At 58.8% G+C, this 26,215-nt stretch carries 27 protein-coding genes; 7 read left to right on the forward strand and 20 right to left on the reverse strand.

Translation table 11 applies throughout. The features are described 5' to 3' along the window. Positions 1 to 93: 93 nt before the first annotated feature. Positions 94 to 1,617 (forward strand): NCS1 family nucleobase:cation symporter-1, encoded by a 1,524-nt coding sequence (locus N4Q37_RS17610; protein WP_260960724.1) that lies wholly within the window; start codon positions 94 to 96, stop codon positions 1,615 to 1,617. Between the two features lie 59 nt (positions 1,618 to 1,676). Next, positions 1,677 to 2,405, forward strand: a complete 729-nt coding sequence (locus N4Q37_RS17615; protein WP_260960726.1) for an aspartate/glutamate racemase family protein — start codon at positions 1,677 to 1,679, stop codon at positions 2,403 to 2,405. Positions 2,406 to 2,415: 10 nt separating this feature from the next. On the opposite strand, the gene N4Q37_RS17620 is transcribed toward N4Q37_RS17615, so the two are convergent. Continuing rightward, positions 2,416 to 3,339 (reverse strand): LysR family transcriptional regulator, encoded by a 924-nt coding sequence (locus tag N4Q37_RS17620; RefSeq protein ID WP_260960728.1) that lies wholly within the window; start codon positions 3,337 to 3,339, stop codon positions 2,416 to 2,418. Between the two features lie 127 nt (positions 3,340 to 3,466). Here N4Q37_RS17620 and N4Q37_RS17625 point away from each other — a divergent pair, with 127 nt between their 5' ends. Further along, positions 3,467 to 4,213, forward strand: a complete 747-nt coding sequence (locus N4Q37_RS17625; protein WP_260960729.1) for a 3-oxoacyl-ACP reductase family protein — start codon at positions 3,467 to 3,469, stop codon at positions 4,211 to 4,213. Positions 4,214 to 4,305: 92 nt separating this feature from the next. Here the strand turns inward: N4Q37_RS17625 and N4Q37_RS17630 are convergent, their stop codons facing one another. From N4Q37_RS17630 to N4Q37_RS17650, 5 genes are all read right to left on the reverse strand, one after another. Continuing rightward, positions 4,306 to 5,001: an HAD-IA family hydrolase gene (locus N4Q37_RS17630; protein WP_260960732.1), complete on the reverse strand. Its 696-nt coding sequence runs from the start codon at positions 4,999 to 5,001 to the stop codon at positions 4,306 to 4,308. 244 nt (positions 5,002 to 5,245) lie between these two features. After that, positions 5,246 to 5,449, reverse strand: coding sequence for a hypothetical protein (locus N4Q37_RS17635; RefSeq protein ID WP_260960900.1), 204 nt, complete (start codon positions 5,447 to 5,449; stop codon positions 5,246 to 5,248). 570 nt (positions 5,450 to 6,019) lie between these two features. Then, positions 6,020 to 6,430, reverse strand: coding sequence for a glycine zipper domain-containing protein (locus N4Q37_RS17640; protein WP_260960734.1), 411 nt, complete (start codon positions 6,428 to 6,430; stop codon positions 6,020 to 6,022). 286 nt (positions 6,431 to 6,716) lie between these two features. Then, entirely contained in the window at positions 6,717 to 6,968 is a 252-nt protein-coding gene (locus tag N4Q37_RS17645) for a hypothetical protein (protein WP_260960736.1), read from the reverse strand. 89 nt (positions 6,969 to 7,057) lie between these two features. Beyond that, positions 7,058 to 9,247, reverse strand: a complete 2,190-nt coding sequence (locus N4Q37_RS17650) for a GAF domain-containing hybrid sensor histidine kinase/response regulator (protein WP_260960737.1) — start codon at positions 9,245 to 9,247, stop codon at positions 7,058 to 7,060. A gap of 553 nt (positions 9,248 to 9,800) precedes the next feature. Between N4Q37_RS17650 and N4Q37_RS17655 the strand changes: the two genes are divergently transcribed. Next, the gene (locus N4Q37_RS17655; RefSeq protein ID WP_260960739.1) at positions 9,801 to 11,108 is read left to right on the forward strand and encodes a hypothetical protein; all 1,308 of its coding nucleotides are present in this window, start codon (positions 9,801 to 9,803) and stop codon (positions 11,106 to 11,108) included. Then, on the forward strand, positions 11,095 to 11,754 hold the full coding sequence (locus N4Q37_RS17660; RefSeq protein WP_260960742.1) for a LysE family translocator: 660 nt from the start codon (positions 11,095 to 11,097) through the stop codon (positions 11,752 to 11,754). The genes N4Q37_RS17655 and N4Q37_RS17660 overlap by 14 nt, the downstream gene beginning before the upstream one ends. Here N4Q37_RS17660 and N4Q37_RS17665 read toward each other — a convergent pair. Next, entirely contained in the window at positions 11,706 to 12,512 is an 807-nt protein-coding gene (locus N4Q37_RS17665; RefSeq protein ID WP_260960744.1) for an AraC family transcriptional regulator, read from the reverse strand. The genes N4Q37_RS17660 and N4Q37_RS17665 overlap by 49 nt on opposite strands. Positions 12,513 to 13,165: 653 nt before the next feature. Between N4Q37_RS17665 and N4Q37_RS17670 the strand changes: the two genes are divergently transcribed. Then, positions 13,166 to 13,444 (forward strand): hypothetical protein, encoded by a 279-nt coding sequence (locus N4Q37_RS17670; RefSeq protein ID WP_053189585.1) that lies wholly within the window; start codon positions 13,166 to 13,168, stop codon positions 13,442 to 13,444. Between the two features lie 51 nt (positions 13,445 to 13,495). Here the strand turns inward: N4Q37_RS17670 and N4Q37_RS17675 are convergent, their stop codons facing one another. From N4Q37_RS17675 to N4Q37_RS17695, 5 genes are all read right to left on the reverse strand, one after another. Next, positions 13,496 to 14,326, reverse strand: coding sequence for a class I SAM-dependent methyltransferase (locus tag N4Q37_RS17675; protein ID WP_260960746.1), 831 nt, complete (start codon positions 14,324 to 14,326; stop codon positions 13,496 to 13,498). A 292-nt stretch (positions 14,327 to 14,618) separates the two neighbouring features. After that, on the reverse strand, positions 14,619 to 15,281 hold the full coding sequence (locus N4Q37_RS17680) for a hypothetical protein (RefSeq protein ID WP_260960748.1): 663 nt from the start codon (positions 15,279 to 15,281) through the stop codon (positions 14,619 to 14,621). A 148-nt stretch (positions 15,282 to 15,429) separates the two neighbouring features. Continuing rightward, on the reverse strand, positions 15,430 to 16,017 hold the full coding sequence (locus tag N4Q37_RS17685) for a Swt1 family HEPN domain-containing protein (RefSeq protein WP_260960751.1): 588 nt from the start codon (positions 16,015 to 16,017) through the stop codon (positions 15,430 to 15,432). Then, positions 16,010 to 16,630 (reverse strand): DUF5343 domain-containing protein, encoded by a 621-nt coding sequence (locus tag N4Q37_RS17690; protein ID WP_260960753.1) that lies wholly within the window; start codon positions 16,628 to 16,630, stop codon positions 16,010 to 16,012. Before N4Q37_RS17690 ends, N4Q37_RS17685 begins: the two co-directional genes overlap by 8 nt. A 314-nt stretch (positions 16,631 to 16,944) precedes the next feature. Continuing rightward, positions 16,945 to 17,715, reverse strand: a complete 771-nt coding sequence (locus N4Q37_RS17695) for a DeoR/GlpR family DNA-binding transcription regulator (protein ID WP_260960755.1) — start codon at positions 17,713 to 17,715, stop codon at positions 16,945 to 16,947. 265 nt (positions 17,716 to 17,980) lie between these two features. On the opposite strand from N4Q37_RS17695, the gene N4Q37_RS17700 reads away from it, so the two are divergent. Then, on the forward strand, positions 17,981 to 19,261 hold the full coding sequence (locus N4Q37_RS17700) for a haloacid dehalogenase-like hydrolase (protein WP_260960757.1): 1,281 nt from the start codon (positions 17,981 to 17,983) through the stop codon (positions 19,259 to 19,261). Between the two features lie 61 nt (positions 19,262 to 19,322). Here N4Q37_RS17700 and N4Q37_RS17705 read toward each other — a convergent pair whose 3' ends face one another. The 8 genes from N4Q37_RS17705 to N4Q37_RS17740 form a co-directional block, all read right to left on the reverse strand. Then, positions 19,323 to 19,946 (reverse strand): SMI1/KNR4 family protein, encoded by a 624-nt coding sequence (locus N4Q37_RS17705; RefSeq protein ID WP_260960759.1) that lies wholly within the window; start codon positions 19,944 to 19,946, stop codon positions 19,323 to 19,325. 88 nt (positions 19,947 to 20,034) lie between these two features. After that, positions 20,035 to 20,649 carry an alpha/beta fold hydrolase gene (locus tag N4Q37_RS17710; protein WP_260960760.1) on the reverse strand — a complete coding sequence of 205 codons (615 nt, stop codon included), beginning with the start codon at positions 20,647 to 20,649 and terminating at the stop codon, positions 20,035 to 20,037. Continuing rightward, positions 20,646 to 21,053, reverse strand: a complete 408-nt coding sequence (locus tag N4Q37_RS17715; protein ID WP_260960762.1) for a hypothetical protein — start codon at positions 21,051 to 21,053, stop codon at positions 20,646 to 20,648. The genes N4Q37_RS17710 and N4Q37_RS17715 overlap by 4 nt, the downstream gene beginning before the upstream one ends. Further along, complete coding sequence (locus N4Q37_RS17720) at positions 21,050 to 22,129, reverse strand: sterol desaturase family protein (protein ID WP_260960765.1); 1,080 nt, start codon at positions 22,127 to 22,129, stop codon at positions 21,050 to 21,052. Before N4Q37_RS17720 ends, N4Q37_RS17715 begins: the two co-directional genes overlap by 4 nt. Before the next feature lie 317 nt (positions 22,130 to 22,446). Continuing rightward, positions 22,447 to 23,523 (reverse strand): hypothetical protein, encoded by a 1,077-nt coding sequence (locus N4Q37_RS17725; protein ID WP_260960767.1) that lies wholly within the window; start codon positions 23,521 to 23,523, stop codon positions 22,447 to 22,449. A 148-nt stretch (positions 23,524 to 23,671) separates the two neighbouring features. Beyond that, positions 23,672 to 24,376 (reverse strand): tRNA (adenine(22)-N(1))-methyltransferase, encoded by a 705-nt coding sequence (locus N4Q37_RS17730; RefSeq protein WP_260960770.1) that lies wholly within the window; start codon positions 24,374 to 24,376, stop codon positions 23,672 to 23,674. Between the two features lie 87 nt (positions 24,377 to 24,463). Continuing rightward, positions 24,464 to 25,420 (reverse strand): 2-hydroxyacid dehydrogenase, encoded by a 957-nt coding sequence (locus tag N4Q37_RS17735; RefSeq protein WP_260960775.1) that lies wholly within the window; start codon positions 25,418 to 25,420, stop codon positions 24,464 to 24,466. A gap of 32 nt (positions 25,421 to 25,452) precedes the next feature. Next, entirely contained in the window at positions 25,453 to 26,211 is a 759-nt protein-coding gene (locus N4Q37_RS17740) for an SDR family oxidoreductase (protein WP_260960777.1), read from the reverse strand. Positions 26,212 to 26,215 lie beyond the last annotated feature (4 nt).

Raw genomic sequence — 26,215 nt, forward strand, 5'->3', positions numbered from 1 at the left:
TAACCAATGATGCTCACCCGCCGCGACGAAGATTTGTCGAGCCTCGCGCTCATGCACAGTCATCGCGGCCCCGAGAATCAGGAGCCTGCCGGAATGCGTACAAGTCTTTCTAATAACATCGCGCTGGATCTGCCCTCTCCCACCACACCGCTAGACGAGAAAACGCCACAGACCTTGAGTCCAAGGTTGCACAACAAAGACCTGGCACCGACCAAGGCCGAAGGCCGCCGTTGGGGTCGCTACAGCATCTTCGCCCTGTGGACCAACGATGTGCACAACATTGCCAACTACTCCTTCGCCATCGGCCTGTACGCGCTGGGCCTGGGTGGCTGGCAGATCTTGCTGTCCCTGGGAATCGGGGCGGCGCTGGTGTATGGCTTCATGAATTTGTCCGGCTTCATGGGACAGAAGACCGGGGTGCCGTTTCCGGTGATCAGCCGGATCAGTTTCGGCATCCATGGCGCGCAGATTCCCGCGCTGATCAGGGCCGTCATCGCCATCGCCTGGTTCGGTATCCAGACTTACCTGGCCTCGGTGGTCTTGCGGGTGTTGCTGACGGCGATTCACCCTGGCTTCGCCGACTACGACCACGACTCGATCCTGGGCCTGTCGAGCCTGGGTTGGGTGTGTTTCGTGGCGATCTGGTTCGTGCAACTGGTGATCCTGGCCTATGGCATGGAAACCGTGCGGCGCTACGAAGGTTTCGCCGGCCCGGTGATCCTGGTGACCGTCGCGGCCCTCGCCGTGTGGATGTACACCCAGGCCGGCGCGACCATTGCCTGGTCGATCCACGAGCCGCTGACCGGTGGCCCGATGTGGCGCAACATTTTTGCCGGCGGCGCGTTATGGCTGGCGATCTACGGCACCCTGGTGCTCAACTTCTGCGACTTCGCCCGCTCCTCGCCGTGCCGCAAGACCATCATCGTCGGCAATTTCTGGGGCTTGCCGGTCAACATCCTGGTGTTCGCCGCGATTACCGTCCTGCTCTGCGGCGCGCAGTTCCAGATCAACGGGCAAATCATCGAGAGCCCGACGCAAGTCATCGCCTCAATCCCCAACACCTTCTTCCTGGTGCTCGGCTGCCTGGCGTTCCTGATCGTCACCGTCGCGGTGAACATCATGGCCAACTTCGTCGCCCCGGCCTTCGTGCTCAGCAACCTGGCGCCCAAATACCTGACCTTCCGCCGCGCCGGGCTGATCAGCGCGGGCATCGCCGTGCTGATCCTGCCGTGGAACCTCTACAACAGTCCGCTGGTGATCGTGTATTTCCTCTCCGGCCTTGGCGCCCTGCTCGGGCCGCTGTATGGCGTGATCATGGTCGACTACTGGCTGCTGCGAAAAGGCCGCATCAACGTGCCGCAGTTGTACAGCGAAGACCCCAACGGGGCGTACTACTACAGCAACGGGGTCAACCTGCGTGCGTTGGTGGCGTTCATTCCCGCCGCGCTGATCGCCATCGTCCTGGCGCTGGTGCCCGGTTTCGACAGCGTGTCACCGTTCTCCTGGCTCATCGGTGCGTCGATCGCAGGGCTGTTGTACCTGATCGTCGCCAAGCGCCAGCCGTATTACGAAGACGTCAGCGGTGAATCCATCGCTGTGGATAACGTCAGTCATTGATCGCTCAAGACGGCCCGCCCGGTGCGGGCCACTTACTTTTATGCGCTAAGGAACCGCCCGTGCGAATTCTCATCGTCAACGTCAACACCACTGACTCCATCACCCAGGCCATCGCCCGGCAGGCCCAGGCCGTGGCCGCGCCGGGCACCGAGATCGTCGGGCTCACGCCGTATTTCGGCGCCGATTCCGTGGAAGGCAATTTCGAAAGCTACCTGGCCGCCATTGCGGTGATGGACCGGGTGATGTCCTACGACCAACCGTTCGACGCAGTGATCCAGGCCGGTTATGGGGAACATGGTCGCGAAGGCTTGCAGGAACTGCTGAACGTCCCGGTGGTGGACATCACTGACGCGGGCGCCAGCACCGCCATGTTCCTCGGTCACGCCTATTCGGTGGTCACCACCCTGGACCGCACCGTGCCGCTGATCGAAGACCGCCTCAAGCTCTCCGGCCTGTTCGACCGCTGCGCCTCGGTACGGGCCAGCGGCCTGGCGGTGCTGGAACTGGAACAGGACCCGCAACGGGCGGTGGAAGCCATCGTGCAACAGGCCGAACTGGCGGTCAGCCAGGACAAGGCCGAGGTCATTTGCCTGGGCTGCGGCGGCATGGCCGGGCTCGATGAACAGATCCGCCAACGCACCGGAGTGCCGGTGGTCGATGGCGTGACGGCGGCGGTGACCATCGCCGAATCGCTGGTGCGGCTGGGGTTGTCCACCTCGAAAGTGCGCACCTACGCGACGCCTCGGCCCAAGACCATCATTGGCTGGCCGGGGCGGTTTGGGCGGTGAGTTCACAGGTTTAGATCGCACTGAAGCGCTGCGCCAACCCCTGCTCGGCAAACCGTTCGATGATGAAATCCACGAATGCCCGGGTCTTGCCCGGCAGCAATTTGTGCTCGGCGTAGTAGATGGAAATATTGCCGTCGTCGACGTACCAGTCCGGCAGCACCCGCTGCAACGCACCGGATTCCAGGTAGGGAACGGCGATCGGCATGCTCACCAGGCCGATGCCCAGCCCTTGGGCCGCGGCCGCGCAGTCGGCTTCCGAGTCGCTCATGGTCATGCGTGCCTTCAACATCAGCGGGCTGTGTTGCCGTGCGCGACTGGTCAGTTGCCAGGAACGCACGCGCCCGGTCTGGGGCGAGCGGATCAGGATGCCCTGGTGCACGGCCAGGTCCTCCGGCTCGGTCACGGGCGGGTGGTCGCGCAGGTAAGCCGCGGACGCCACCAGCACCCGATGGGCCACCGTCAGCTTGCGCGCCACCACACCCTGGGGCAGCTCGAAACCGCCGCCGATGGCGGCATCGAAGCCCTGGCCGATCAGGTCCACCTGGCGATTATCGAAATGCCAGTCCGGGCTGATCGCCGGGTAACGCCGCAAGAATTCGCCCAGTAGCGGTACGACGAACAAACGCCCGAACGCGGTGCCCATGCTGACCTTCAACGTGCCCGCCGGCTGCCCGCCGACGCTGGCCAGGTTGGCGACGGCGTTCTGGATGGTGTTGAAGCTGCTGCTGACTTCCTTGAGAAACAATTGCCCAGCCTCGGTGAGTGTCAGGCGGCGGGTGCTACGCTGAAACAGCCGCACGCCCAACCGCGCTTCCAGCTTGGCCACGCTTTTACCCACCGCCGCCGGGGTCACGCTCAAGCGGCGCGCGGCTTCGGCAAAGCTGCCGACTTCGGCGCTGCGCACAAAGCATTCGATACTGCTGAACGTCTCCACAAGCCAGATTCCATACTTTTGGTTTACACAGACTATATCAACCGCAGCCTACACAGCCCATCGGCAAGACTTGATACTCACGTCCAACAACCGCGGCATCCCGCCCCGGCACTTTTTGGAGAACACCATGAACACTCAACCCTTGAGCGGTAAAGTCGCCTTGATCCAAGGCGGTTCGCGCGGCATCGGCGCCGCCATCGTCAAACGCCTGGCCGCCGAAGGCGCCGCCGTGGCCTTCACCTACGTCAGCTCGGGCGCCAAGTCTGAAGAACTGCAGAACAGCATCACCGCAGCGGGCGGCAAGGCCCTGGCGATCAAGGCCGACAGTGCCGACGCTGACGCCATCCGCAACGCCGTGGCAGCCACCGTCGAAGCCTTCGGTCGGTTGGACATCCTGGTCAATAACGCGGGCGTGCTGGCCATGGCGCCGCTGGACGAGTTCAAGCTCGAAGACTTCGACCAGACCCTGGCGATCAACGTGCGCAGCGTGTTCGTCGCCAGCCAGGCCGCCGCCCGGCACATGAACGAAGGTGGTCGCATCATCAACATCGGCAGCACCAACGCCGACCGCATGCCCTTCGCCGGCGGCGCCACCTACGCCATGAGCAAATCGGCCCTGGTGGGCCTGACCAAAGGTCTGGCCCGTGACCTCGGCCCGCGCGGCATCACCGTCAACAACGTGCAGCCCGGCCCGGTGGACACCGACATGAACCCGGCCGACAGCGATTTCGCCTCCAGCCTGATGTCGTTGATGGCGATCGGGCGCTACGGCAACGTCGATGAAATCGCCAGCTTCGTCAGTTACCTGGCAGGCCCCGAAGCCGGCTACATCACCGGTGCCAGCCTGACCATCGACGGTGGATTCGGTGCTTGATCGAAGCTGATCATCCGAAGCTGATCATCATTGTGGCGAGGGAGCTTGCTCCCGCTGGATCGGTCCGACGCCTCGGACAGGGCAGCCCCTCTTCAGGCCCACTCCAGTTCCGGCAAACCACACAGGCTCGGCTGGAACAGCTTCAACGAACGGATGATCCCATCGGCGTGGGCATATTTTTCGTCGGCCATGGCCGAATCCGGAACGGCGATGGCAGTCATGCCCGCCGCCTTGGCCGCCGTCACGCCGAATGGGGAATCCTCGAACACCAGGCAATCGCGCGGCGCCACCCCCAGGCGTCGCGCGGCGGTCAGGAAAATATCCGGTGCCGGTTTTGCCGCGCCCACTTCCGGATCGTCCGCCGTCACGATGAAGTCGAACTGCGCGAACCAGTCGCGGTGCAAGGTGGTTTTAAGCTCGAACGTGTGGCTCGACGAACTGGTGCCCACCGCAATCGGAACGTCGTGGGCCTTGAGATGACGCACCAGCTCTTCAGCCCCCGGCATACCCAAGGCGCGGGGAAAACGTTCGCGCATCAGGGGCTCGCGGATGACCAGGAATTCTTCCGGTGTGATCGGCAATTCCAGCGCCTGGACGACGTAATTGGCCAGGTCCGTGGCCCCACGCCCGATGATGTTCTGCTTCACGCTCCAGTCGAACGTGCGCCCGTAGCGCTCGGCGATGATGGACGTGACCTCGGTGTAGATACCCTCGGTGTCCAGCAACAGCCCGTCCATGTCGAAAATCACGGCCTTGATCGGGCCAAACTCTTTCAGCGCTGCACTCATCGCATCTGATCCGTTATCAGCTCGCCTTAAAGGATTCAGCAGCATAACGAGGAGGGCTTGGAACAGGCAATGGGGGACCTGTGGCTGATGTCGTGTGCTTCGCCCGAAACGTCGGGCCGCCCCAGGGGGAGCAAGCGCCGTCACGCTTGGCTTCATCATGGTGAGTCTCCTTTTCAAGGTGCTACCTGATGTGTGGCAAACCGGCCGGCGCGATGGTGCCGCGAAATCGACAGGCGGGACCGGATCAGCTCGGCTTGCCGGACGCGTCGTCCCCGGCGATATCCGGGTCGTCCGGCGTCACCTCGACATCCTCATCATCGTTGGGCACCTGCTCCACGCCCGCATCATCGTCGGGTGGGCGCTGGTCGCGGCTCAGGGAATTGGTGGGTGATGGTAGCGGGTATTCCGGGGTTTCATCATCGATCAACGGAACCTGGGCATCATCCATCAGCGAGCCGGGGTCTTCATTGCCCGGGTCGTTGAGGCCCGGATCATCGATAAAGGAAACGCCCGTCGGCCCTTTTTCTTCCTTGCCTTCGGTTTGCGGCGTCATGGCACACCTCGCAATTGCTGATGGATGTATGGATTCGAAGCTGGCAAGTAGTAAACGTTCCAGACAAATACCTTAGCCCCGGCTTTTGATCTTGATCTTGATCCTGACGCCCCGTTAACCACGCTGGCCGAACGCAGGCATTGCGCAGTGGGCATCCCGGCATGGAGGCCGGGATAGCCGCGCTGGGCCATGGATGGCCCTTCGCGGCGGGCCCACGGAGCAATGCCGGAGTGAGGGAACACCTCGCATGGCGAGGTGCCGAGTGGTGGGGCTAAGACCTTTTGGTTACTTTTGGGGCGTTTGCCAAAAGTAACCCGCCGTAAGGGCGGAACCTTAAGCAGCCGCTGCCGAAGAAACGGATATATCCCCAAAAAACGGCGCCTTTCATTTCTGAAAAAAACGCCGTTTCCCCCTAAGTGAGCCGCCCCACAGCACAAGGCCGAGACCGCTCACTCAAACACCCAATCAACGATGCCCTCTCTTGTGCTTGTACTTGTGCTTGCCACCGGAATGTCCGTCGCCTTCAGACAGATGACTGCCCAACGCCCCGCCCGCCGCACCGCCAATGCCTGCACCAATGGTAGAACCGCTGGACCCGCCCAGACGGTTACCGACAATCGAACCACCGGCCGAACCCAGGCCACCGCCAATGGCCGCTTCCGTACGGCTGCCCTTGCGAGCACCGACCGCACTGCCGGCGGCACCGCCGACACCCGCGCCAATCGCCGCGCCAGTGCTGCCGCCCATTTGTTGGCCGACCACATTACCCAACACACCGCCCAGGCCACCGCCAATCGCGGCGGTACCGTCGCCCGCAGCCATCGCGCCCTGAGCAACCACAAGCCCAAGTACCAAGGTGGACAAAGTCAAACGCATGATGAAAACCTCAAGAATGCCGCATCGGCAGGAAGAGCCGGTACACACGGGCGCGAGTCTACGCCAAACGGAACCAGCCATACCGCTTGGACAGCAAACACAGGGGGAGTTTTATGACAGGCAAAAAAAAGCCCGCTGGGGAAACGGGCAGGTACTGCTTTCTAACGGATGAGCCCAGACTACGTGGCCGCTTGTGAAAGAAACGTGAAAGGAACCACCCTGGGAAAAAGATGAAAAATATTGACCGGCGCCTACGGAGCCAAGCGCCAGCCACTTCGATTCGCCGCTACTTCCTCGCCGGAACCCGGGGCAGGAACTTGGCCTTCTCCCCTCGCTGCACTTTCGGCACTTTGGTGCGGATGGACTTGATCGGCTCGTCGCCGAAGTCTGACCGGTAGGCCGACTGACCACACTGCAAACCTTCGTTGATTGGATATACGGCTCCGTTCTCCTCGCTGTACGGTGCTCCCATTGCCTTTCCCCTTTCATCGAGGCCCATACCGGCAACAACCGATTGCCTGAAAATATCGACCTTCACGACAAAGAGACTAGTTGGTCAGCAACAGACTGCTCATTCAACAAAGCCCTGACCGACGAATGGAACTCACTGTTTCAAAAAGGAAACACTCATTCGGCGCGCAGTATCGCCCGGCTTAAAACCCGGGAAACCTGGTCTGCCGAATAAGGTTTGGACAGGAACTCGAAGCCTTCATGGCCGGTGAGCGCCAATTCTTGGCTGTAGCCGGACGTCAGGACCACCGGCAAGTCCTTGCGTCGTTGGCGTAGCTCTTTTGCCAGGGCAATACCACTGATGCCCGGCATGACGACGTCGGAAAATACCGCATCGAAAGCCATCGCATCCGCGCCGACCATTTCCAGCGCCTCCTCGGCATTGGTCGCCCAATCAGTCTCATAACCCAGGTCTTGCAGGATCTGGTTCGCAAAACGTCCCACTTCCAGGTTGTCCTCCACCACCAGTACCCGGCGCTTGCCTTTTTCCAGCACCAGGTGCGAGGTTTCTTCCCGGTCGAGCTCATGGCTTGCCTCGTGCTCGACTTCCGGAAGGTACAAGGTGAACACCGTCCCCTCGCCCACAACCGTCGAGACGTCGACGTTACCGCCGGACTGCTTGGCAAAGCCGAACACCTGGGACAACCCCAGCCCCGTCCCCTTACCCACTTCCTTGGTGGTAAAGAACGGCTCGAAGATGTGCTCGAGCACCTCCGGCACGATGCCGCTGCCGGTGTCCGCCAGGGTCACGGCGGCAAAGGGTTGCGCGGCCGCGGCATGGCCGCGGATCGGCGGCATGCCATTGCCGCAACTGAGCCGCAGCCATAATGTGCCCTGGCCATTCATGGCATCGCGGGCATTGAGGGCCATGTTGATCACGGCCGTTTCGAACTGGCTCAAGTCAGCCCGGATGTGACAGGGCCGGTCGCACAGTTCGACAACAACCTGAATCCGCGCGCCCGTGACGGTTTGCAGCATGTCCCCCAGGCCCCGCACCTGCTTGCCGACGTCGATGACTTTCGGCTTGAGTGGCTGGCGCCGGGCAAATGCGAGTAACTGGCTGGTCAACTTGGCCGCACGCTCCACCGTCTCGGACACCGCCGTCATGTAGCGCTGCCGGCGCTCTTCGGACAGGTTGGGCATGCACAGGAAGTCGACGGAAGAACGAATGATCGTCAGCAGATTGTTGAAGTCGTGCGCCACACCGCCAGTCAGTTGGCCGATGGCCTCGAGTTTTTGCGACTGGCGAAGCGCCGCCTCGGTCTGTTTCAGCCGCGTGGTGCGCTCCTCGACGCGCTCCTCCAGCGTCGCGTTCAGCTCGGCCAGCGCCGCCAGGCCTTCACGTACCGCCGCGTCGGCCCGAGCGCGCTCGATGTGCGCCCAGGACCGTTGCGTGACCTCCATCAACAGCGCCAGGTCGTTGGAAGACCAGACCCGGGGCGCGCTGTCGTGAATGGCCATCAACGCGGTCAAGCGCCCGCCCTTGATCAACGGGACGCAAATAGTGGCCGCGATGCCAATGGCCTGGAACGTCGCCGCTTCCTCTGGCGCCAGTTCCTTGAGGTTATCGTTGACCACCAGTGGCTTGCCGGCGCGCAAGTTGGCGACCGCCAGTTGCCCGAAATCCGCCAGGCGATAGTGCCCAACGATATGAGGCGAGCCCTCCCGGGCCCAATCGCCACGAATGGTGAAACCGTCCTCGTCCTCATCCATGTCGGCATAGGCGCAATTGGACAGGTTCAGGCGTGCCGCCAGGATCTGCGTGGTGGTCGCCATGATCGTCTGCGAATCACTGGCGTTCGCCACCGCGTTGCCGATGGCATCGAGCACCGCCAGGCGCTGGGTCATGAACACCGTCGACGTGGTCTCGGTGACCGTATCGAGCATGCCCACGACGTTGCCGAACTGATCACGGATGGGGCTGAAGCAAAAGGTGAAATAGGCCGGCTCAGGCCCACCGCCACGCTCGATCACCAGAGGGAAGTTTTCGATATACGTCGCTCGCCCGTCGAACGCTCCCCGCACGATCGGCCCGATCTCGCTCCAGACCTCTTGCCACACTTCATCGAACCGCCGCCCCAACGCCTCGGGCTTGCTGCCCAGGATCGGAACGAACGCATCGTTGTACAGCGTGACCAGCTCCGGCCCCCATACGATGGCCTGGGGGAAATGAGAGGCCAGGCTCAGCGCCACGGTCGTCTTCAACACATCCGGCCACTGCTCCAACGGCCCGAGGGAAGTACCGTTCCAATCATGGCGACGTATCCGTCCGGCCATGTCTCCATCACGCTGAAGCCAGTCTGTCATTGCGTCCGATCCTTCTCTGCTGTCCTTACCATCGAAGTAAAGCGCTTGTCCTCAAGCCTGACAGCATTATCCCGTGGTGGGTGGGAATGCGCGATGGGCTTGTGGGAGCGGTAGGACTGAAAATGACGGCCGGCGGGGGGAAACGGGTGATGGGGCTACAGATATGTCCTACATATCGTTGGGAATTGGCCTGCGTGCGGCGGTCTTGTGTAGTTTTTAGGGGAACGTGCATAGTCTTGCGGTTGCCCAGATACTGATCAGGACGATTCGGTGCCTAACGTATGCCCCCCCCGAAAGACTGGCATGTAAACCACTTTTTTTGCACTGTAAGACATCTTGGTTGCCAGTGAAAAAGTGATTTACACCGATGCTGCGATCTGCGGTTGAGGCGGAGCACTGCTATGCGGCTGACCTGCGCGCGCGTCCTCCATTCGCGCAGCTATTCCTCAAGACGTAAGCGGCATTCGGGCCATGCAGCGGCATATAAGCAATTTTTTCCAATAACCGCCAAGGTCTGGCTGGTGTGATGGGCTCCTTTTCAAGGAGCACCACCATGAATGGATTTTTTTGGCCCCCACGTCCGCAACATGTAGTTCGTACAGTTGCGCTTTCATCCCCCATGCTTAGCCTTGAACTCATCGAGGCAATCCGGGAGATTCTGTGCAGAGTTGACGCGCTGCGTAGCGTGCAAGCCTGCAGCGATACGGATACGCACGTGGTCAATGAGCTGAAGAAGAGCATTGCCACCCACCTGGCTGAGGTCTCGGCACATCTGCAAGATTCTGATTCCCGCACTGCCATCGGTTACATCGCAGAGGGGTTAATGGGTAGTGCGCAATTTGCCTCAATGAGCCAAGCCGTGGCTGCATTGGATGAGCGTGAACTGGTCGCTCACGTCGGAGATCTTTCGACCTGGCTAGGCAAGTCGCGTAAGACCTTCAGCTCGGCTTTTTTCGGAACCCCTAACGCTCGCCTGCAACACGTGTCGGACTGCGTTGACGAGCATTTCACTAAGGCATTGGAGCAGCTGGCCATTGACCTGTGTGCACCTCTGCAGGTGGTGCCCCACTGCTCGTACAAAATCATCGATCTTTTCGGCATTGCTGGCGAAGCGAATTATTTTCCAAAGCACTTCGCCTATTTCATGCCAGAGGACCAGGGGGTCAAGTATTCCCCAGTAAAACGCACAATTGTCTTTGCCAACACCTACCGCAACCTTTTCGAGGAGATTGCAGTACAGCAAGCTCCGCTCTTCAATTGGCAGGCTTCTGACCTTCCCGCGGGTGAAGAACTGGAACCCTATTTGATCACTTGGTTCAGGGGACACGACTTAGGCCATTCCATCGTCCTTGAAGGCACCAGCTTTGCTCAATTGAGCAAGCATGACCGCTGGGGGTCGATGGTTATCCAGGAGGCCTTGGCTGATGTGTTCGGTTTCCTGCTGAGCGTTGATGAAGCCATTTCGAACAGGGTCGGCCTGAAACCGGCGCAGATGGTGCGAGTCTATGTGCTTGAGCTGCTACGCTACCTGCTGCGAGGGCCGCGCCAGTTCCCGGATGCCGGATCTGCCTACATCCAACTGCGTCTGCTGCAGGATTCTGGGGTGCTTGATTGCAAGAACAGCCAGTCATGGTCGGTTGATACCGATTTGTTTGCCCAAGCGATGCGCTCCATTGCTCAAGCTCTGATCGATGCAGCGCTCAAAGGCGACTTGGCGCGATTCGAGGCCTTCATTTCGCAATATTGCCCGCACCGCCTTGCCGGCGAGGAAAGCGATTTCATGTTCGGTTTGCCCGGTTGTGATGTCACGCTGGGGTACACACAAGAAATTTTCGAAGGATCCGTTAATGCAATTCAGTAATGGTTTTCTGCTCAGTCTTTCGCTTTGCCTGGAGATCGGGCTTGCAAACATGGCGATGATCACTTTGGCGATGCAAAGAGGCTTTGCCCAAGGGGTATGGCTGGGTGTCGGCACCTGCGTGGGCGATCTGATTTATGCCATTTTGGCCATGGCCGGCATGGCCGTGCTGCTGCAAATTGAATGGGTACGCTGGGTTCTGTGGATCGGTGGATCAGCGGTGCTGTGCTACCTGTGCGCGAAGATGGTCATGAGCGCCTTAAGAGTGAAGGCCAGCGACCCAGGCGGCGCGGCCAACCAGTGGGGTGACAGCAATCGGGCTCTCTTTGCCCGCGGGGTGATGTTGGCCATGTCGTCGCCCAGCGCAATCCTCTGGTTCGCTGCAGTAGGTGGCGCCATCATTGCCCGGCAGAGTTCGGATATGGTCAGCGCGGGCTTGTTCCTAAGCGGCTTTTTCGCCGCGGGCATCTTCTGGGCGTTTGTGCTGTGCACGTTGGCGGCGCAGGGCGGTCGGCTGATGGGGCAGCAACTGGTCAAATACACGTACATCGCGTCGGCATTGATCTTCGCCTACTTCGCAGCTTATGTCGTGATTACCGGTTACGCCGAATTTGTAGGCAGCCCTACGCCTCCGAGCATTGAGCCGTAGCTCCACGGCGAGGCCCCCATAACCTTTCGGAACGCATTGCTCAGATGTGCTTGGTCGAAGAACCCCAAGTCGACAGCGATACGAGTGGGAGACTCGCCCAAGCGCAACCGCCTTCGCGCTTCAATGAGGCGAAGCTGTCTGAAGAACTGCATGGGCGGAAGATGCTTCTCTGACTTGAAGCTACGCACAAGGTGGAACTTCGATAGCTTGGCCTCAACGCACAGATCTTCGAGATCAATCTGCTCGTACAGATTGGCCTTCATGAAATTGATCAGTTGGGTCACCCGAAGCGTACCGTCAGGATCCGCCCGGGTAGTGCGAAAGCGCAGCAGATCACTGAACAGGCTGAGCTGGGCTTCCTCACTACTGCCGGCGTCCGGATGGGCATGCAGGCTGACGATCGAGTGAAAGAGCTCGCGATCTCGAATAACGCCTTCAGTGAAAACGGGCAAACCGTTGCTGCTAGCGAGCTCGCCCATGACGCTTTGGACATGCTGTCCATCCAGGTGGACGCTAATGAATTGTGAATCGCTCTCAGAAAACTCTGATGCCTGAACGGTCATCGGATTGTAGAGGGTCACTTCACCTTCCCAAACGTCCTGTTGTTTGCCGTCATACCAAATGCGCTCATGCCCGCGTAGATTGGCACTGATCACATACTCTTCATGGGTATGCTTCGGATAACAGCCGCCGCTAGTGCTGACCTTCGAGCACTCAATTCGCTCATACCTGTTCAGGCTCTCCATGACCAAGGACATGTCCCATGTGTCTCCCGATATTGCTGCCATCCGAGGCAAAGCCGGCTGAAAGGTTCTGAAAAATAGGCCTAATTGTGATGGCCGGAGAGCTGAGGATGGTTACAGTTTTTTCCTGGGATAGCTAGTGTGCCGGGCGCTGGGCTCACAACGTTTAAAAGAGACTTGCTCATCAATTCCCTTCTACGCCAGGAAAGCGGCTCGAGATCCGCAATTCTGGAGCAAATTTTACGCGAGCCGCGTGAATTCGTAGAAAACGGCAATCTCGCAGGGATTCTCGATATTGAAGTCCCGCCTATCAATGTAGGTGGCGGCCTCCCCAGTTGTAAGACATATAGCTCGGACGGTTACAACCATCGCAATGTCCTACATATGATTGGGAATCCCCTTCCCTATCAATCCCTTGCGTATTTTTTGCGGTGACGTCTATAGTCTTGGCGTCGCCCAGATGGTGACCGGGTTTGGCGACCCGCAGTGGGATGCAGAAGCGCTTGCTTTGTTGCAGGCGTTCTTGCATCTGTAGAGTTGTCGTTATGGCAGCTGTACGCGGGAGACCTTCGGGTCTGCCGGCTTCCACTCCGGTTCGCCAACCTGCGTACAGTTGCCACCTTCGTTTGGCGACGAAGGTGGCGAAACTCTTCCAGTGGAGCTTACTTATGAATCAATACATGGGCCTTACCAGCAACGCCGACGACCAACCTCTCTACGTCGACACCACCGCCCCGCTACACATCCTGCTCGACTCAGCCGCCTACCGCATCCGCGCCGCCACCCAGTTCCTGGAGAATTTGGCAATGCGCGATGAACAAACCATCGACCCCGCGACCCTACAAGACCTGGCGCAGCTTTGCTGCATCCCACTGCGTGATGGCTGCGACGTGATGGATGTGATTGCACGACGATTGGATGCGGCGCCGGCAGGCTCCACTCTGTAAGCCTGCCAACCAACACACCCGTGGCGAGGGAACTTAAACTGTCCCCTTCATTCACTTCCTCGCCACGACTTGCGCCAGCACAATCCGCCCCTCTTGCAGGTTCCGACCTTGATTCTGCGCCATCACCTTGAAGTCAGCCCCGAGCAGCAAATGGAATCCAAGGGACGGAAAGCCTTCTTTCTGGATCTTCTCGGCCAGGGCCACAAACCACGCACGCGCCGCTTCCGTTGTGTCAGACCAGTCGGTGACGGTGAATTCTGTTTCTTCGAGGAGCTTGCGCAACTCATTTGGCGACACGAGGAAACTCGTCTCGGGTGTGCGCGCCCACGGCACCGGAAACAGGACCGGGCCAGACGGGCCGGCCAGTACATCGTAGATCGCGAGCGTGCCTCCCGGCTTTAGAACTCGATGCATCTCCCTGTACAGCCGAGTCTTGTCCGGGATGTTCATCGCCACATGCTCCGTCCATACGACGTCGAATACCTGGTCATCGAATGGCAGCTGGGTGGCATCGCCCTGACGATAATCGACGAGGTGGGCGAGACCAGTCTTGGCCGAGAGCATCGCAGCCGCTCGGCAGTATTCGTCGGTGAGGTCTATACCCGTGACGCGGCAACCGAATGTCTGCGCAAGACACCGCGAGGTCCCGCCTACACCGCTACCCACATCGAGCACGTGCTTTGTCGCATCAAGCCCAGCAGCACGGGCAAGCTCGAGCGTCGCCGCCCGTCCGCGGATATGAAACTGATCGATGGGCGCCAAGTCTTCGGGCGTCAGGCGGTTCAGGTCCTTGCCCGCTTTCTCCAGCGCCGAGAGTATGACGTCACCCAGATCGGTACGGGTGTAGTGCGTCTGGATTGCCTCATTGATACGAGTCTGCATAGACACGATCCCCTCGTATGGGCGCTGCCTGATGGATCTTGGGGCGCACCTGCGCGTTGATCCATTCCGCACCGTCCCAGCCATGACGGCCCTCAACGCAACGTCGTTGGTCGGTGAGCAAATAGTGAGCGGGTAGGTTCATTGAATATAGCAGCTAGCTTGTTGGGGGATTTTTCAGTGAGTTCTGGTGGTGCTTAGCGGTTGCTTTTGGCCGAAAACAGCCATCTGTGACCGGCAGCTTTTGGCCAGAAGCGGCCTTTCGAGGTATTAGGTGATACCGGCAATGATTACTTCATTTAAATAAATGCTGCTCAACGATTTCAATGCAGCGCTTTACAAAGGCATCCTTCGCTCCGGGATCATCTTGATATATGTTCTTGAAGGCACGCCCCATAATTTCCTTGTAACTGTTTTGACTCAACATTCTAGAAGAGATAAATCTAAATTTTCCTGAGCTTTGCTGGGCAACAGAGATGGTATATATTTCTCCACTCATGCCCGAGATCGGAAGTTCTAAGTTCTCTCCATTGACTCCAGCATCAAGATCGGAAAATATTACGCACCTTGCCCCATTATTATTGTCAGGACATGGAACTAGTAAAGTTCCAAACTGAGATGAGTAGCTTACAACCTCTCTGAAGCTGAGTCCGTGTTTAATAGCGTTCTGACCATTTTTAGGAGGGTCATAGTCATAAAGCTCAGAAGTTGAATAGATGTGATTACCCAAGGCTAGATCTGCATATAAATCCGAATGCAAAATCTTCAATGCATATCGCTGTATGTCCACTCCGAGATAGAATTCAACTTTCCTTTTGTGCTTTATTACTTCGACCAGCAACTCTGCTCGCTCCCTAGATAACCCCTGCGACTTCGTGATCTTCTGAAGATCTTCGCTAGTTATGTCCTGTAAAATCCTTAAAGTATCAACGGATGGTACACCGTCAAAAAGATCCATAGCTATTAAATCCGCAAGTTGAGTTTGTTCTGGGTGTCGATTTCTGGTTGAAATCTTTTGTGAGTGGCAGTTTTCAGCTAGATGCTGCCATTCAGCGGTGTCCGTTCAATCTGTTTCATTAGCTTTTGCGAATATTTTTTTGTTTGCGTCAAAGCCCAATAACTTTATTCCAGTCAGCTATGTACATGTAAATTCGTTGAAATTCACTCGGTAGCAGCATGCGATTATGGGCTATAAAATTTCTTGATTTTTCCAATTCATCCATTCGCTGCCTCAACCAATGCTGGGAAGGCATTAGGGCTTCAAAATAACTCCATTTCTCTAGAATGATTGAGGATAACTGCCCAAAATCAACGAAGCCTAAGATGTCTGATTTTTCTCCTTCTAGCCAAGAATCAGTAAGTGCAGTATTTTGCCTCGATGTAGCATGTTGACGTACTTTTGAGGGCAGTTTATCTGCCCACTCTGGCCCTTCTTTTTCTTCTAGGGTCTCACTAATCAATGAGCGAACTTCGTTTTCAAAGCAGTGCAAAATTGCATATAATCTGGCCATTTCTAACGCGTTATTTCTTCTAGAAATACCGAAAACAGAAAGACCTTCGGATAATAGTCTTTCTTCTGCATCCCCTTGATCGGCACCGACCTGTATGCCAGCCGATTGAAATTGGCTAGCCTCAGATTCAAACATGATCCCCCGGAACATAAAATCACGCAGATCTTTCTTTAGGTCAGTCAAGCAGATGCTCCTTTAGGGATTTAAAGATTGCGTTGAAAACCTCGATGTCTTTTGTCGCGGGTAGGTGGATCTGGATATTATAATGAAGTGAAGGTCGTGCGGACTTGTGTTGCTGTTCATTTTGTTGATTTGGCTGTGAATCCGCAGACTGCACCCGAATGTTCTCCAGTGCACTGCTACCTTGATTTGTAGGGATGGATAAGTCCGCAAGACCCAGTAATGAATAAAAAGTGTTTGCCATCATTTTTGCAGTATTTGGTGAGGCGTTGTGCGAGCTTTTGAATTTCCCTTCGATTAGGGCCCTATCACTTTGCGCTGGATTAGCTTTGATGTTGAATAAATCACCATAAGCCTCTCTTAATGCTTCCGCCATCACACTTGCCGATTGTGCGTTATTACGGTAGTCGTGATATCTGGTTGTGGGTGAGCCATCGGGCGCTAGAAATCCCAAAGATTTCAATAGAGGAATAACAGCGCGATAGTTTGATGAAGTATATCCCCAGTCTTTCAAATGTTGAGATGTAAACTTATCTGGAGCACCAGCTTCCCGTATACGGCTGAAGAGATCAGGTAATTGTCCGTACACTTGCACATAAGAGTTAGTTAGCGCCACATCAGACTCCATTCTAAGACATTTATTATGATTTTCTTACCCGATGCTACTATTTGGCCACTGGCATGTCTATCACCCCCAGTGCTACACCGTCTCAGGTTCAGGTGTGGATTCTATACCTCGACGTCACCGTCTGCTTTTGGCCGATTGTTGCCTGTCGCCAGGGACAGTCAACGCCTCATTGCAAGCGATCGCCGCCAATACAGTTACAGTCAATTTGCCCGCGCCGAGAGTCGCATCGCGCAAGATCTACCCGATTGCGCCGCACTAGCGCATCACGCAGCGTCAATGCCTGTTGCACCGCCGAGTCACTGCTACGCCAGGACAATACGTTTGAGCTTGGCGTTCAGTGCGGCGAACGCCGCTTCGGTACTGGCCTTGTGGTTGGTGATGAGCGCGTCGATGCGTTCTGGCGGGCAGACAGCGACGCGGCTCTCCACGCCGATCTTGCTGTAATCGGCGAGGATGATCACGCCTTCGGCATTGTCGGCCATGGCGCGCGCCACTTCGGCTTCGCGGTGGTCGTAGTTGCTGGCACCGCGCTGGGCGTCGATGCCGACGGGCGATAACAGCGCGAGGTCGGCCCGATAGCGGCCAATTTCCGCCACCGTGGTGCCGCCGACCGTAGCGGGAGCACGGTCGCCGAGCGAACCGCCCAGTACGATCACCTCGTTGTGCTGGCCGCCTGGCACAACGGGATTACGCAATTGCAACGCCACGTTGAACGAGTTGGTGATCACGGTCAGCCCTCCCAGCTTGGCCAGCTCTTCGGCGAGGATGACGGTGGTGGTGCCCGCGTCGATAAACACAGTTTGTCCGTGGGACAGCAGACTGACCGCTGCACGCGCGAGGTCACGCTTGAATTTGACGTTGATGTTCGCCCGCTCGGCGATGGGCGCTTCGTCTTCAACGCGGATGGCGCCGCCGTGTATCCGTTTCAACTCCCCCAGTTCTTCCAGAGCGACCAGGTCGCGTCGCACCGTCTCGCGTGAAACGTTTAGCTCCGTGACGATGCGGTCGGTGGTGACGCGCTGCAAAGTCGACAGGAGTGCGCGGATCCGCTGGTAACGCTCTTCTTGCCACATACCGGGTGTCCCTGCTGTTCGAGTCGCTATCCGAGCACGCATTGTGGAGGGGCGTCAGTCGCTGTCAAGTTTGGCGCGGTCTCATGATCACTGGGCTGGCGCAGCCTGCGCGTCATATTTGTGCGATGTTGAGGCATTGTTGTTTTTTTGTGTATTTGTAGCTAGCCTCGCGGTCGGACGGTTTCTTTCCCCCCGTCCGCATTTCGAAACACGCTTTCGCCATCGCCTCGGTTGTAACCTCTCATCTAGAAGTAGGAGCAATGCCATGCAGCGTCGCCAGTTTCTGAACACCCTCGCCACCGTTTCCGTTGTCAGTCCGCTGTTGTTGTCATCCCGCATAACGCAAGCCGCCACGCCCCTGGCCACACCCAGTGCGCTGGACCCGGCGCGCTGGTCGCCGCTCAACCAAAAGCGCCTGCAGGCGGTGATCGATGAACATGGCGTCAAGAGCGCGTCCTACCGCCCTGACCAGCGCCCGTACGCGGTGTTCGACTGGGACAACACCTGCATCATGAACGACTGTGAAGAAGCGCTGCTGGTCCACCAGATCAATCATCTGCAGTACAAGCTGACGCCCGATGAGTTCGCTGAGGTGGTGCGTCAGGACGTGCCGAACGGCGCGTTCATAAAGGACTACACCACGGTGGACGGCAAGCCGGTCAAGATGGAAGACATCGCCAGCGACGTAGAAGCGGATTACCGCTGGTTGCACGCCAACTACAAGGGGCTCGCCGGCGACAAGAGCCTGGAAGAGATTCAGGCCAGCGAGCAGTACAAGGACTTTCTCGCCAAGCTCTACTTCATGTACGACGCGATCTGCGACAGTTACCCGGTGGAGATCGGCTATAAGTGGATTCTGTATTTCTACAAGAACATGACCACGGCTGAGTTGCAGGCGACGGCCGAGGCTTCCAACAACGATGCCATCGGCGACGCGCTGCGCAAGGTCAAGTACGAGAGCTCACGCACGTTGCCAGGCAAGGCCGGGGTGGTGGCGGCTACGCACTTTCATGGCATCCGCATCCATGAGGAAATCCGCGGCCTGATGCACACGCTGCGCGCCAACGGCATTGACGTCTATATCAGCACCGCCTCGATCGACGATGTGGTACGCGTGTTCGCGGGCAATCCTCACTACGGATACGGCGTGCCGCCTGAGAACGTGATCGGCCTGCGCATGGCGATGGAAGGCGGCAAGTACACCACTCGCTATCAGCCGGACTGGCACTTCAACTACGGGCCGGGCAAGACCGTCGGCATCAAGAACGTGCTGGTTAAACAGAAGGGCTATGGCCCGGTGTTGGTGGCTGGCGACAGCGATGGCGATGCCTGGATGCTGCGCGACTTCAACGATACGGCGGTGGGGGTGATCGTCAACCGCATGAAGAAGGGCGAGATCGGCGCCGACAGCCAGCAGGCCGCCACCCAGTTGGGCACCCCGAACGCCCGCTTCATCCTGCAGGGGCGCAACGAGCATACCGGCCTGATGATTCCAGACGAGAAATCGCTCAAGTACGGTAAAGACGAGCTTAAGTTGCTGGCTTGATGGCACTGGCTCGCGGTTGGCCGGCGGCCATCCGCGAGCCGCAGTGCAACAACCCAGCCAATCAAATCAACCTCTCCACCACCCTCGCATTCCACAACGCCCGATAGCGCTCCCGCCACCCCGGACTCCCCTTGTCCAACCACTCCAACGTCGCCTCGACACTGTCAGGGCTGATGATGAAATGATTGATGTGTTCCTCGATCCGCTCGTGGGAGAGATGCAGCAAGTCCAAATAGCCATTGAAGGAATCCGCCAGCACGACGTATTCATCGCCTTGTTGGCGGCGGCCGGTCCAGGCGGGTAAGCCCGCCACCATCGCCGCCACGTCCTGGCGCCCGTCCCGCAGGTCTAGCAGTAATACACTCGCGCCACCGTCGCGACCGATCGGCAGCAGTCCGGTTGCGGGGAAATCGGGCTGGGCCTGCAGTTGCTCCAGTTCAAAGGGGTTGGATTCATACTCTTCGTCCGGATCCAGCCCGTACAGCGAAAAGCTCAGCAGTTCCTCATCGCCATTGGCGAGGGTGGCCAGCACATCGTATTCCACGTAGGCGCCGTTGCAGGTCTTGAGGAACTGGCGATAGTCGTCCGGCAAGCGGGCGCCAAGCTTGGCTTCCAACTGCGAGATGGCACGGTCGGTGGCGCCTTCGCGGGTGTCCTCGAAAATCAGTCCACGGTAGTCGGTCATTGGGTATCTCGAAAGGAGTTGGGGTCCGTGAAGTATTGAAGCACGTCGCGCCGCACAATCAATTCGATACCTTGGCAACAAGCGCCACTCACCTGTTGCTCAGATGCTCTTCAATCAGCCGCGCCACCTCATCTGCGTGAGTAAACCCCAGGTCGTGATCGGCACCTGGAAAAACGTGCAGTGCAGCGCGGGGTAACAGTTGGGCAAGGCGCTGGCCGACGCGAACGGGGCTGATCGGATCGGCATCGCCCCAGAGGAGCAGCACGGGCATGGGCAACTCGACCATCCGGTGGGTAAGGTCGGTGCGGTCGTCGAGAAACCACCTCGGCAGTGTCGGGTTGGCCGCTGCAAAATCCGCGCGCCAGTCCTGCGCGCCCAGCGCCGACATGTCCACCCCGCCGGAAGTGACGGTCAAGATCAGGTGCGTGATCCGCTCAGGGCGTTCAAGCGCTGCAAGTACCGCGACGATACCGCCCATGGACTGCGCCACCAGGGCTGTGGGTCGGTCGATCTCGGCCAGTACGCGAGCCACCAGGTCCTTCATGCCAGTCACGCCAGGCTCAGACGGCGTGTCGCCAAAACCGGGCCAACCGATGTGCACCTGCTGCGCCGGATGGGTCAGGCGCTCGGCGACCGGATGCCAGAACTGGGTGTTGCCGGAGGCGCCGGGTAGGAAGATGAGTTTGGCGGGGGATGCGGTCATGGGTTCGTCCTTGAAAGTGGGATTGAAAGCCAAACACGGTATCGGATACACCGATCAAACTGATCCTCAGGATTCTCATAAGCTTCAAGCTGTTCCAAGAACCCGATCCGCTGAAGGCCAACCAAGTCTTCCAGCGACCATCCAAAAGGAAAGTCGCCGGAAAGGTCTTTACCCTGGTATTCGACCCAGTGGTAAACGCCGAAAGGAACATAACCGAGCCACTCGGACTGATAGACGATCTCGTTGGATTCACTGCCGGCCATCACAGCAACGATCTTGTCCCTGATCGCTTTTTGGCGTTCGTCCATGGGGTTTTCAATCTCGGTTGTGGATCGGCCGGGGGAGCCAGGCAGCAAGCGTTCGAAGATCTTCAATGAACCGAGCAGCGTCTTGAAGAAACTCACGGACGTTCCTTGGCGGCCTGTCGCTCAACCTCATCCGTAATAGCCGGCATTGGGGGCATCGTCGCGCGTGGATTTCGATAGGGAAACGTGGCCAGGAGTTTGCGCGCCGTCTCGACAAAAGGCGTGACGATCAGGCTATAAACCGTCAGGTAACGATGATGATCCTGCTCTCCGGTACCAAAACGCAGGACTTCGGGTTGCGAACGGGTGACGTAGAGCGTGCCGAACATCCAGTCCCACAGCGATAGGTTGATGCCGAAATTCCGGTTGAAATGCCGGGGCGCGTCGCTGTGGTGGATCTGATGCTGGGCCGGGCTGTTCAGCACATGTTCGACCACCGGGCCAAAGGACAACCAGACATGGGTGTGCCGCAAGTTGGCCGCCAGGCTATTGAAGATGAACACCAGGTACGTCACGCCGAACAACGTATAGCGGCTGACCTCACCCCCACACGCATACCAGAAGCCCCCCGCGAAGAGGCCCACGCCGGCGGTGAGGCCGAGCTTTTCGACGATTTTCTCCACGAAATGCAGCCGACTCGCCGTGGCTGGCACCAGCACCGGGGCCGAGTGATGAACCTTGTGGAAAGCCCAGAGCCAACGCGAGTGGAAGACCCGATGCAACCAGTAGTGCACGAAATCCTTCACCAGGAATACGCCCAAGCCATAGAGCAATGCGAGCGAAAGGCCCTCCCCCAGCCGAGGTCGTGCCCCCCAGAGATTGCTGAAAAACGCCTGGTAGTCGCCGGAACGCAGGATGTAAGGGTCTACCAGATGGACGATGGGCAATACCAGGGCCACTTTGAGGATGGCCCGTACGAAGTAGTAGCGATAATCCAGCAGCGCCGAACGATGCAGATTCACCTGGCTGCCGCCGATAAACTGCCAGAACGTGCGAGCGTCAGTCAGGCCGCGCTGTTTCCGGAAGCGGAACAGGCCATAGGCGACGCCGTAGGACGCGCAGAGAAACAGGATGCCGAACCGGCCATTGAAATTGAAAATATCCAGGAACTGGTTGGCAACGGGCGTAATGACCCATGCGCTTAGTTGTTGATAAAAAAGGGAAAGTGCATCCACGGAGGGCCCGCCTCTGCCGAAGGTGCGGTATTGTAAATCAATCGCGTTGGGCTGGGCTTGGCTTTCTGGAGGGCTTCATCGTCATTGGCATGCGTCTTGTGGCATGCATTTTGTGAAAGCTCAGCAACATGAATCGATCCTGATAACACGTTTTGTAGAAAACCACTTGAGGGCAATCCCACCTCATTCGAACACGCCTCAATACAGCCCCGCCGCCGCTTTTTTCCCAAGCAACTCCTCACGCGTCATTTCCCAGACCTCCTTCAGCAACGGCCCACAGACAAATCCCCCGGCTACGTGCCAATCATGCGCAAAACCTAAAGCGCTGGAAGATTTCCGAGCCCACCGTCGGGCCAGTCCAGGTCGGCGAGTTTAAAAGCGGCTTTGCCCAACGTCTCCGCCAATTTCGCCGACCGTCGTTGGATCTCGTATTGCACGGCAAGGACTTTGCGCTGATTGGCATCGGCCAGTTCGTACGCTGCTCGGGTGGCCAACGCCACATCATAGGCCGCTTTGTAGTTGTCGAAGGCTTTGGCGGCTTCAGTGACTCTCGGTTGAGCCGCCGCAGCGGCCACTTGATCGGAAAGACCCTTGATCTTATTTTCGACGGTGTCCTGGATGACGCCTTTTTGTGCCTTGACCGCAGCCGCGAGGGCCTTGGTGAATGCATTGGGTTGCGAAGTCTCGATCAATTCGAAACGGATATTGATCGGCCCTTTCAACTCGCTTGAGGTGGTCCACGGAAGGGTCGCTATTGCGTTGTCATCAAGCCGGACAGCGTTTTGAACCTCATTGGCGGTTGCGTTCACAATCGTGAAACCGAAAGGCTCCGAGGTATGGGTTGTGTTGTTGGCGCTGGCCGCAGGCAGCATGAAGCCCAGCTTCATGACGATGTCACGCTTGGAGCATTGGCGAAGGAAGGGACAGTCGTCACTCAGAAAGTGCTTGTACTGCCAAGCCAGGATACCGGCCCGTAGCGGATGGTCTCCCGAAGCGCTGGCGGTGGACGATTTTGAAATCTGAAACTTGATGAACAGATCAACCCCTTCCAGAGAGGCACTGTCGTACAAGGATTTTCCTTGGATCTTACCGTCGGCGGTGATGCGCGCGGAGCTGATGAAGATGCATTTCGTTCCGCCGGTCAAATCATCGGCATTGTCGACAGGAACCACCACTTCGTACTTGGACACCTTCGGGTCATCCAGATACGCCACGGCAGTATCAATGGCGGTACCGACCAAGGTACGCACCACGGCGGTAGCAATGTCAGCGCCAATACTATTGAGGTACACGGCGTTGGTCTTGCAGGGTAGAACGGCACCGGAAAGTCCTTGTGCGAACGCGGAAGATCCGATCAAGGAGGTAAGCAGTATCCACGCGATGTACGCTTTCATGGCCATTCCCCGACGTGCGACGGGTCGACAACGCAACTGGGAAGGTTCGGTACTGCACAATGAAGGTCGAAACGACTGACGTGCCGGCGCAATAACGCTCATCGCTAGATCCCTCAGCAGTAGACTCCGTTGGGGATGTATAGCTCAGCTAGCGGCACTCTGCCAGCAACTCACTGATCCACCGCGTCTGCCGCTCGATCTCTTGCACCTTCTGCTCGGGCACGGTCTGTCGGGCCCGGGCGAAGTGGTTCAGGGTCTTGTGCTTGAGGCGCAGCAGGCGTTGCCATTTGGCCAGGAATGCCGGGCTGCGGGCTTGAAGCTGCAGGGGGCCGAAGTACAGTTCTTCGGCGGTATAAGTGACCGGGCCGGCGCGCTCGGCGACGATGATTTCATAGTCGAAGCGGTTTTCCCGCAGCACTTCTTCGAAGAGGATGCGATAGCCGTTTTCCATCAGCCATTGGCGCAGGGGTTGCTCACCGCCGTTGGGTTGCAGGATCAGGCGCTCGCGGCCGCTCAGGTGTGCCTTGCCGCTGTCGAGGATGTCGCGGATCGTTTCCCCGCCCATGCCGCAGAGGCTGATCGCCGTGATGTTGTCTTCCGGCTCGATGGCCGCCAGGCCATTGGCCCGGCGCACGCTGATCCATGGCTCCAGGCCGTTCTCGCGCACGGTCCGTTCAGCCGAGCGCAGTGGCGTCAAGGCCACCTCGCCCGCCACCGCCGCGACGATGACGCCACGGCGCAGCAAGGCCACTGGCAGGTAGGCGTGGTCCGAGCCGATATCGGCCAGCCGCGCCCCTGCCGGCACCTGCGCCGCCACGCGCTCCAGGCGCATGGACAATGTCTGTTCGTTCAACGGCGGCCTCTTTTCGCCTTTCCATCCGGCCGCCAGTCTAACCTATCGCCGTCCCAAGGGATCGCCGAACCCGCGTGGCAGCCCGCATTAGCCTGTTACACAGCCTTGCGGCACCTTCCCGGCAAAACTGTCCACCAGGCTCGCCACCACCATTTCGCCCATTCGTGTACGGGTCTGCAACGTCGCGCTGGCGCGGTGAGGTTGCAACACCACCTGCTCGTTGCCAAACAACGCCTCAGGCACGTTCGGTTCATCGACAAACACATCCAGCGCCGCCCCGGCGATGTCCCCGGCGGTCAGCGCCGCCACCAGGTCGGCCTCGTTGACCAGTTTGCCGCGGGCGACGTTGATCAGGTAACCGCCCTTGCCCAAGGCGCGCAGCACCTGGGCATCGATGATGGCTTTGGCCTGGTCGGCGGCAGCGGCGAGAATGAGGGCGTCGCTGTCGCGGGCCAGTTGCGTGAGATCGGCGACGAAGGTATGGCTCACGTCGTTCATCGGTTGCAGGTCGGTGTAACGGATCGAGCAACCGAACGCGGCGGCCCGGGTGGCCACGGCGCGACCGACCCGGCCCATGCCGACGATGCCGATGCGCATGCCGGAGACCTGCCGGGCCAGTGGCAACGGAGCCAGCGGCGTCGGGCTCTGGGGCCACTGGCCCGAGCGTACGTAGCGGTCACCGGTGCACAGGCCACGGCACACAGCGATCAACAGGCCGATAGCCAGGTCGGCGACGTCTTCGGTCAGGGCGCCGATGGTGGCGGTCACGCGGATCCCGCGGTCCCTGGCGTAGGCCAGGTCCACCGCATCGGTGCCCACGCCGTTGACCGCCACCACTTCCAGCTTGGGCAGTTGTGCCATCAGCGCTTGGCTGATGCCGGTATGCCCCCCCGTGATCACGCCACGAATGTGGGCGCCGTGTTCTTTCAGATAGGCGGGTTTGTCGACCTGCTCAAAATAGCGCCGGATCGTGAACAGCTCGTTGAGCCGGGTGTTGATTTCAGGGATCAGGATCGGGCTGAGTTGCAAGACTTCTGGCTTCATGTGGACCTCGTGTAACAAATGGAAAAACCGGCTCAGCCGCGACCGGCAAACGGCATGGCCGTGGCCATGACGGTCATGTTCAGGACGTTGGCCGACAGTGGCAGGCCGGCGATGTAGCGCACCGCATCGGCCACGTGCTTGACGTCCACCATCGGCTCCACCGCGATGGTGCCGTTGGCCTGGCGCACGCCTTGGGTCATGCGCACGGACATTTCGGTGAGGGCGTTGCCGATGTCGATCTGGCTGCAGGCGATGTTGTATTCACGTCCGTCCAGGGCCAGGGATTTGGTCAGCCCCAGCACTGCGTGTTTACTGGCGGTGTAGGCGCTGCTGAAGGGGCGCGGGGTGTGGGCCGAGATCGAACCGTTGTTGATGATGCGTCCGCCTTGGGGCTGTTGCCGGCGCATGAGGCCGAAGGCACCCCGGGCGCAAAGGAAAACGCCGTTGAGATTGGTGTCGATCACGTTGCGCCACTGCTCGAACGTCAGTTCATCCAGCGGCACGGCAGGGGCATTGACGCCGGCATTGTTGAACACCACGTCCAGGCGTCCGTAGACCTCGGCGATGGTTGCAAACAGCGCATCGACACTGACCGGGTCGCGCACATCGGTGGACACCGCCAACGCTTCGCGCCCCTCACAGGCCGCCAGGTCGACCAATGCCTGCAAGGGCTCGGGCCTGCGGCCGGCCAACACCAACGTGTACCCATCCGCCATCAGCCCCAGGGCCACGGCGCGACCGATGCCGCTGCCGGCGCCGGTCACCAGCGCCACTTTCAATGAGTTGGACATGTTG

It is taken from the genome of Pseudomonas citri (assembly GCF_025336485.1).
GTDB lineage: Bacteria > Pseudomonadota > Gammaproteobacteria > Pseudomonadales > Pseudomonadaceae > Aquipseudomonas > Aquipseudomonas citri.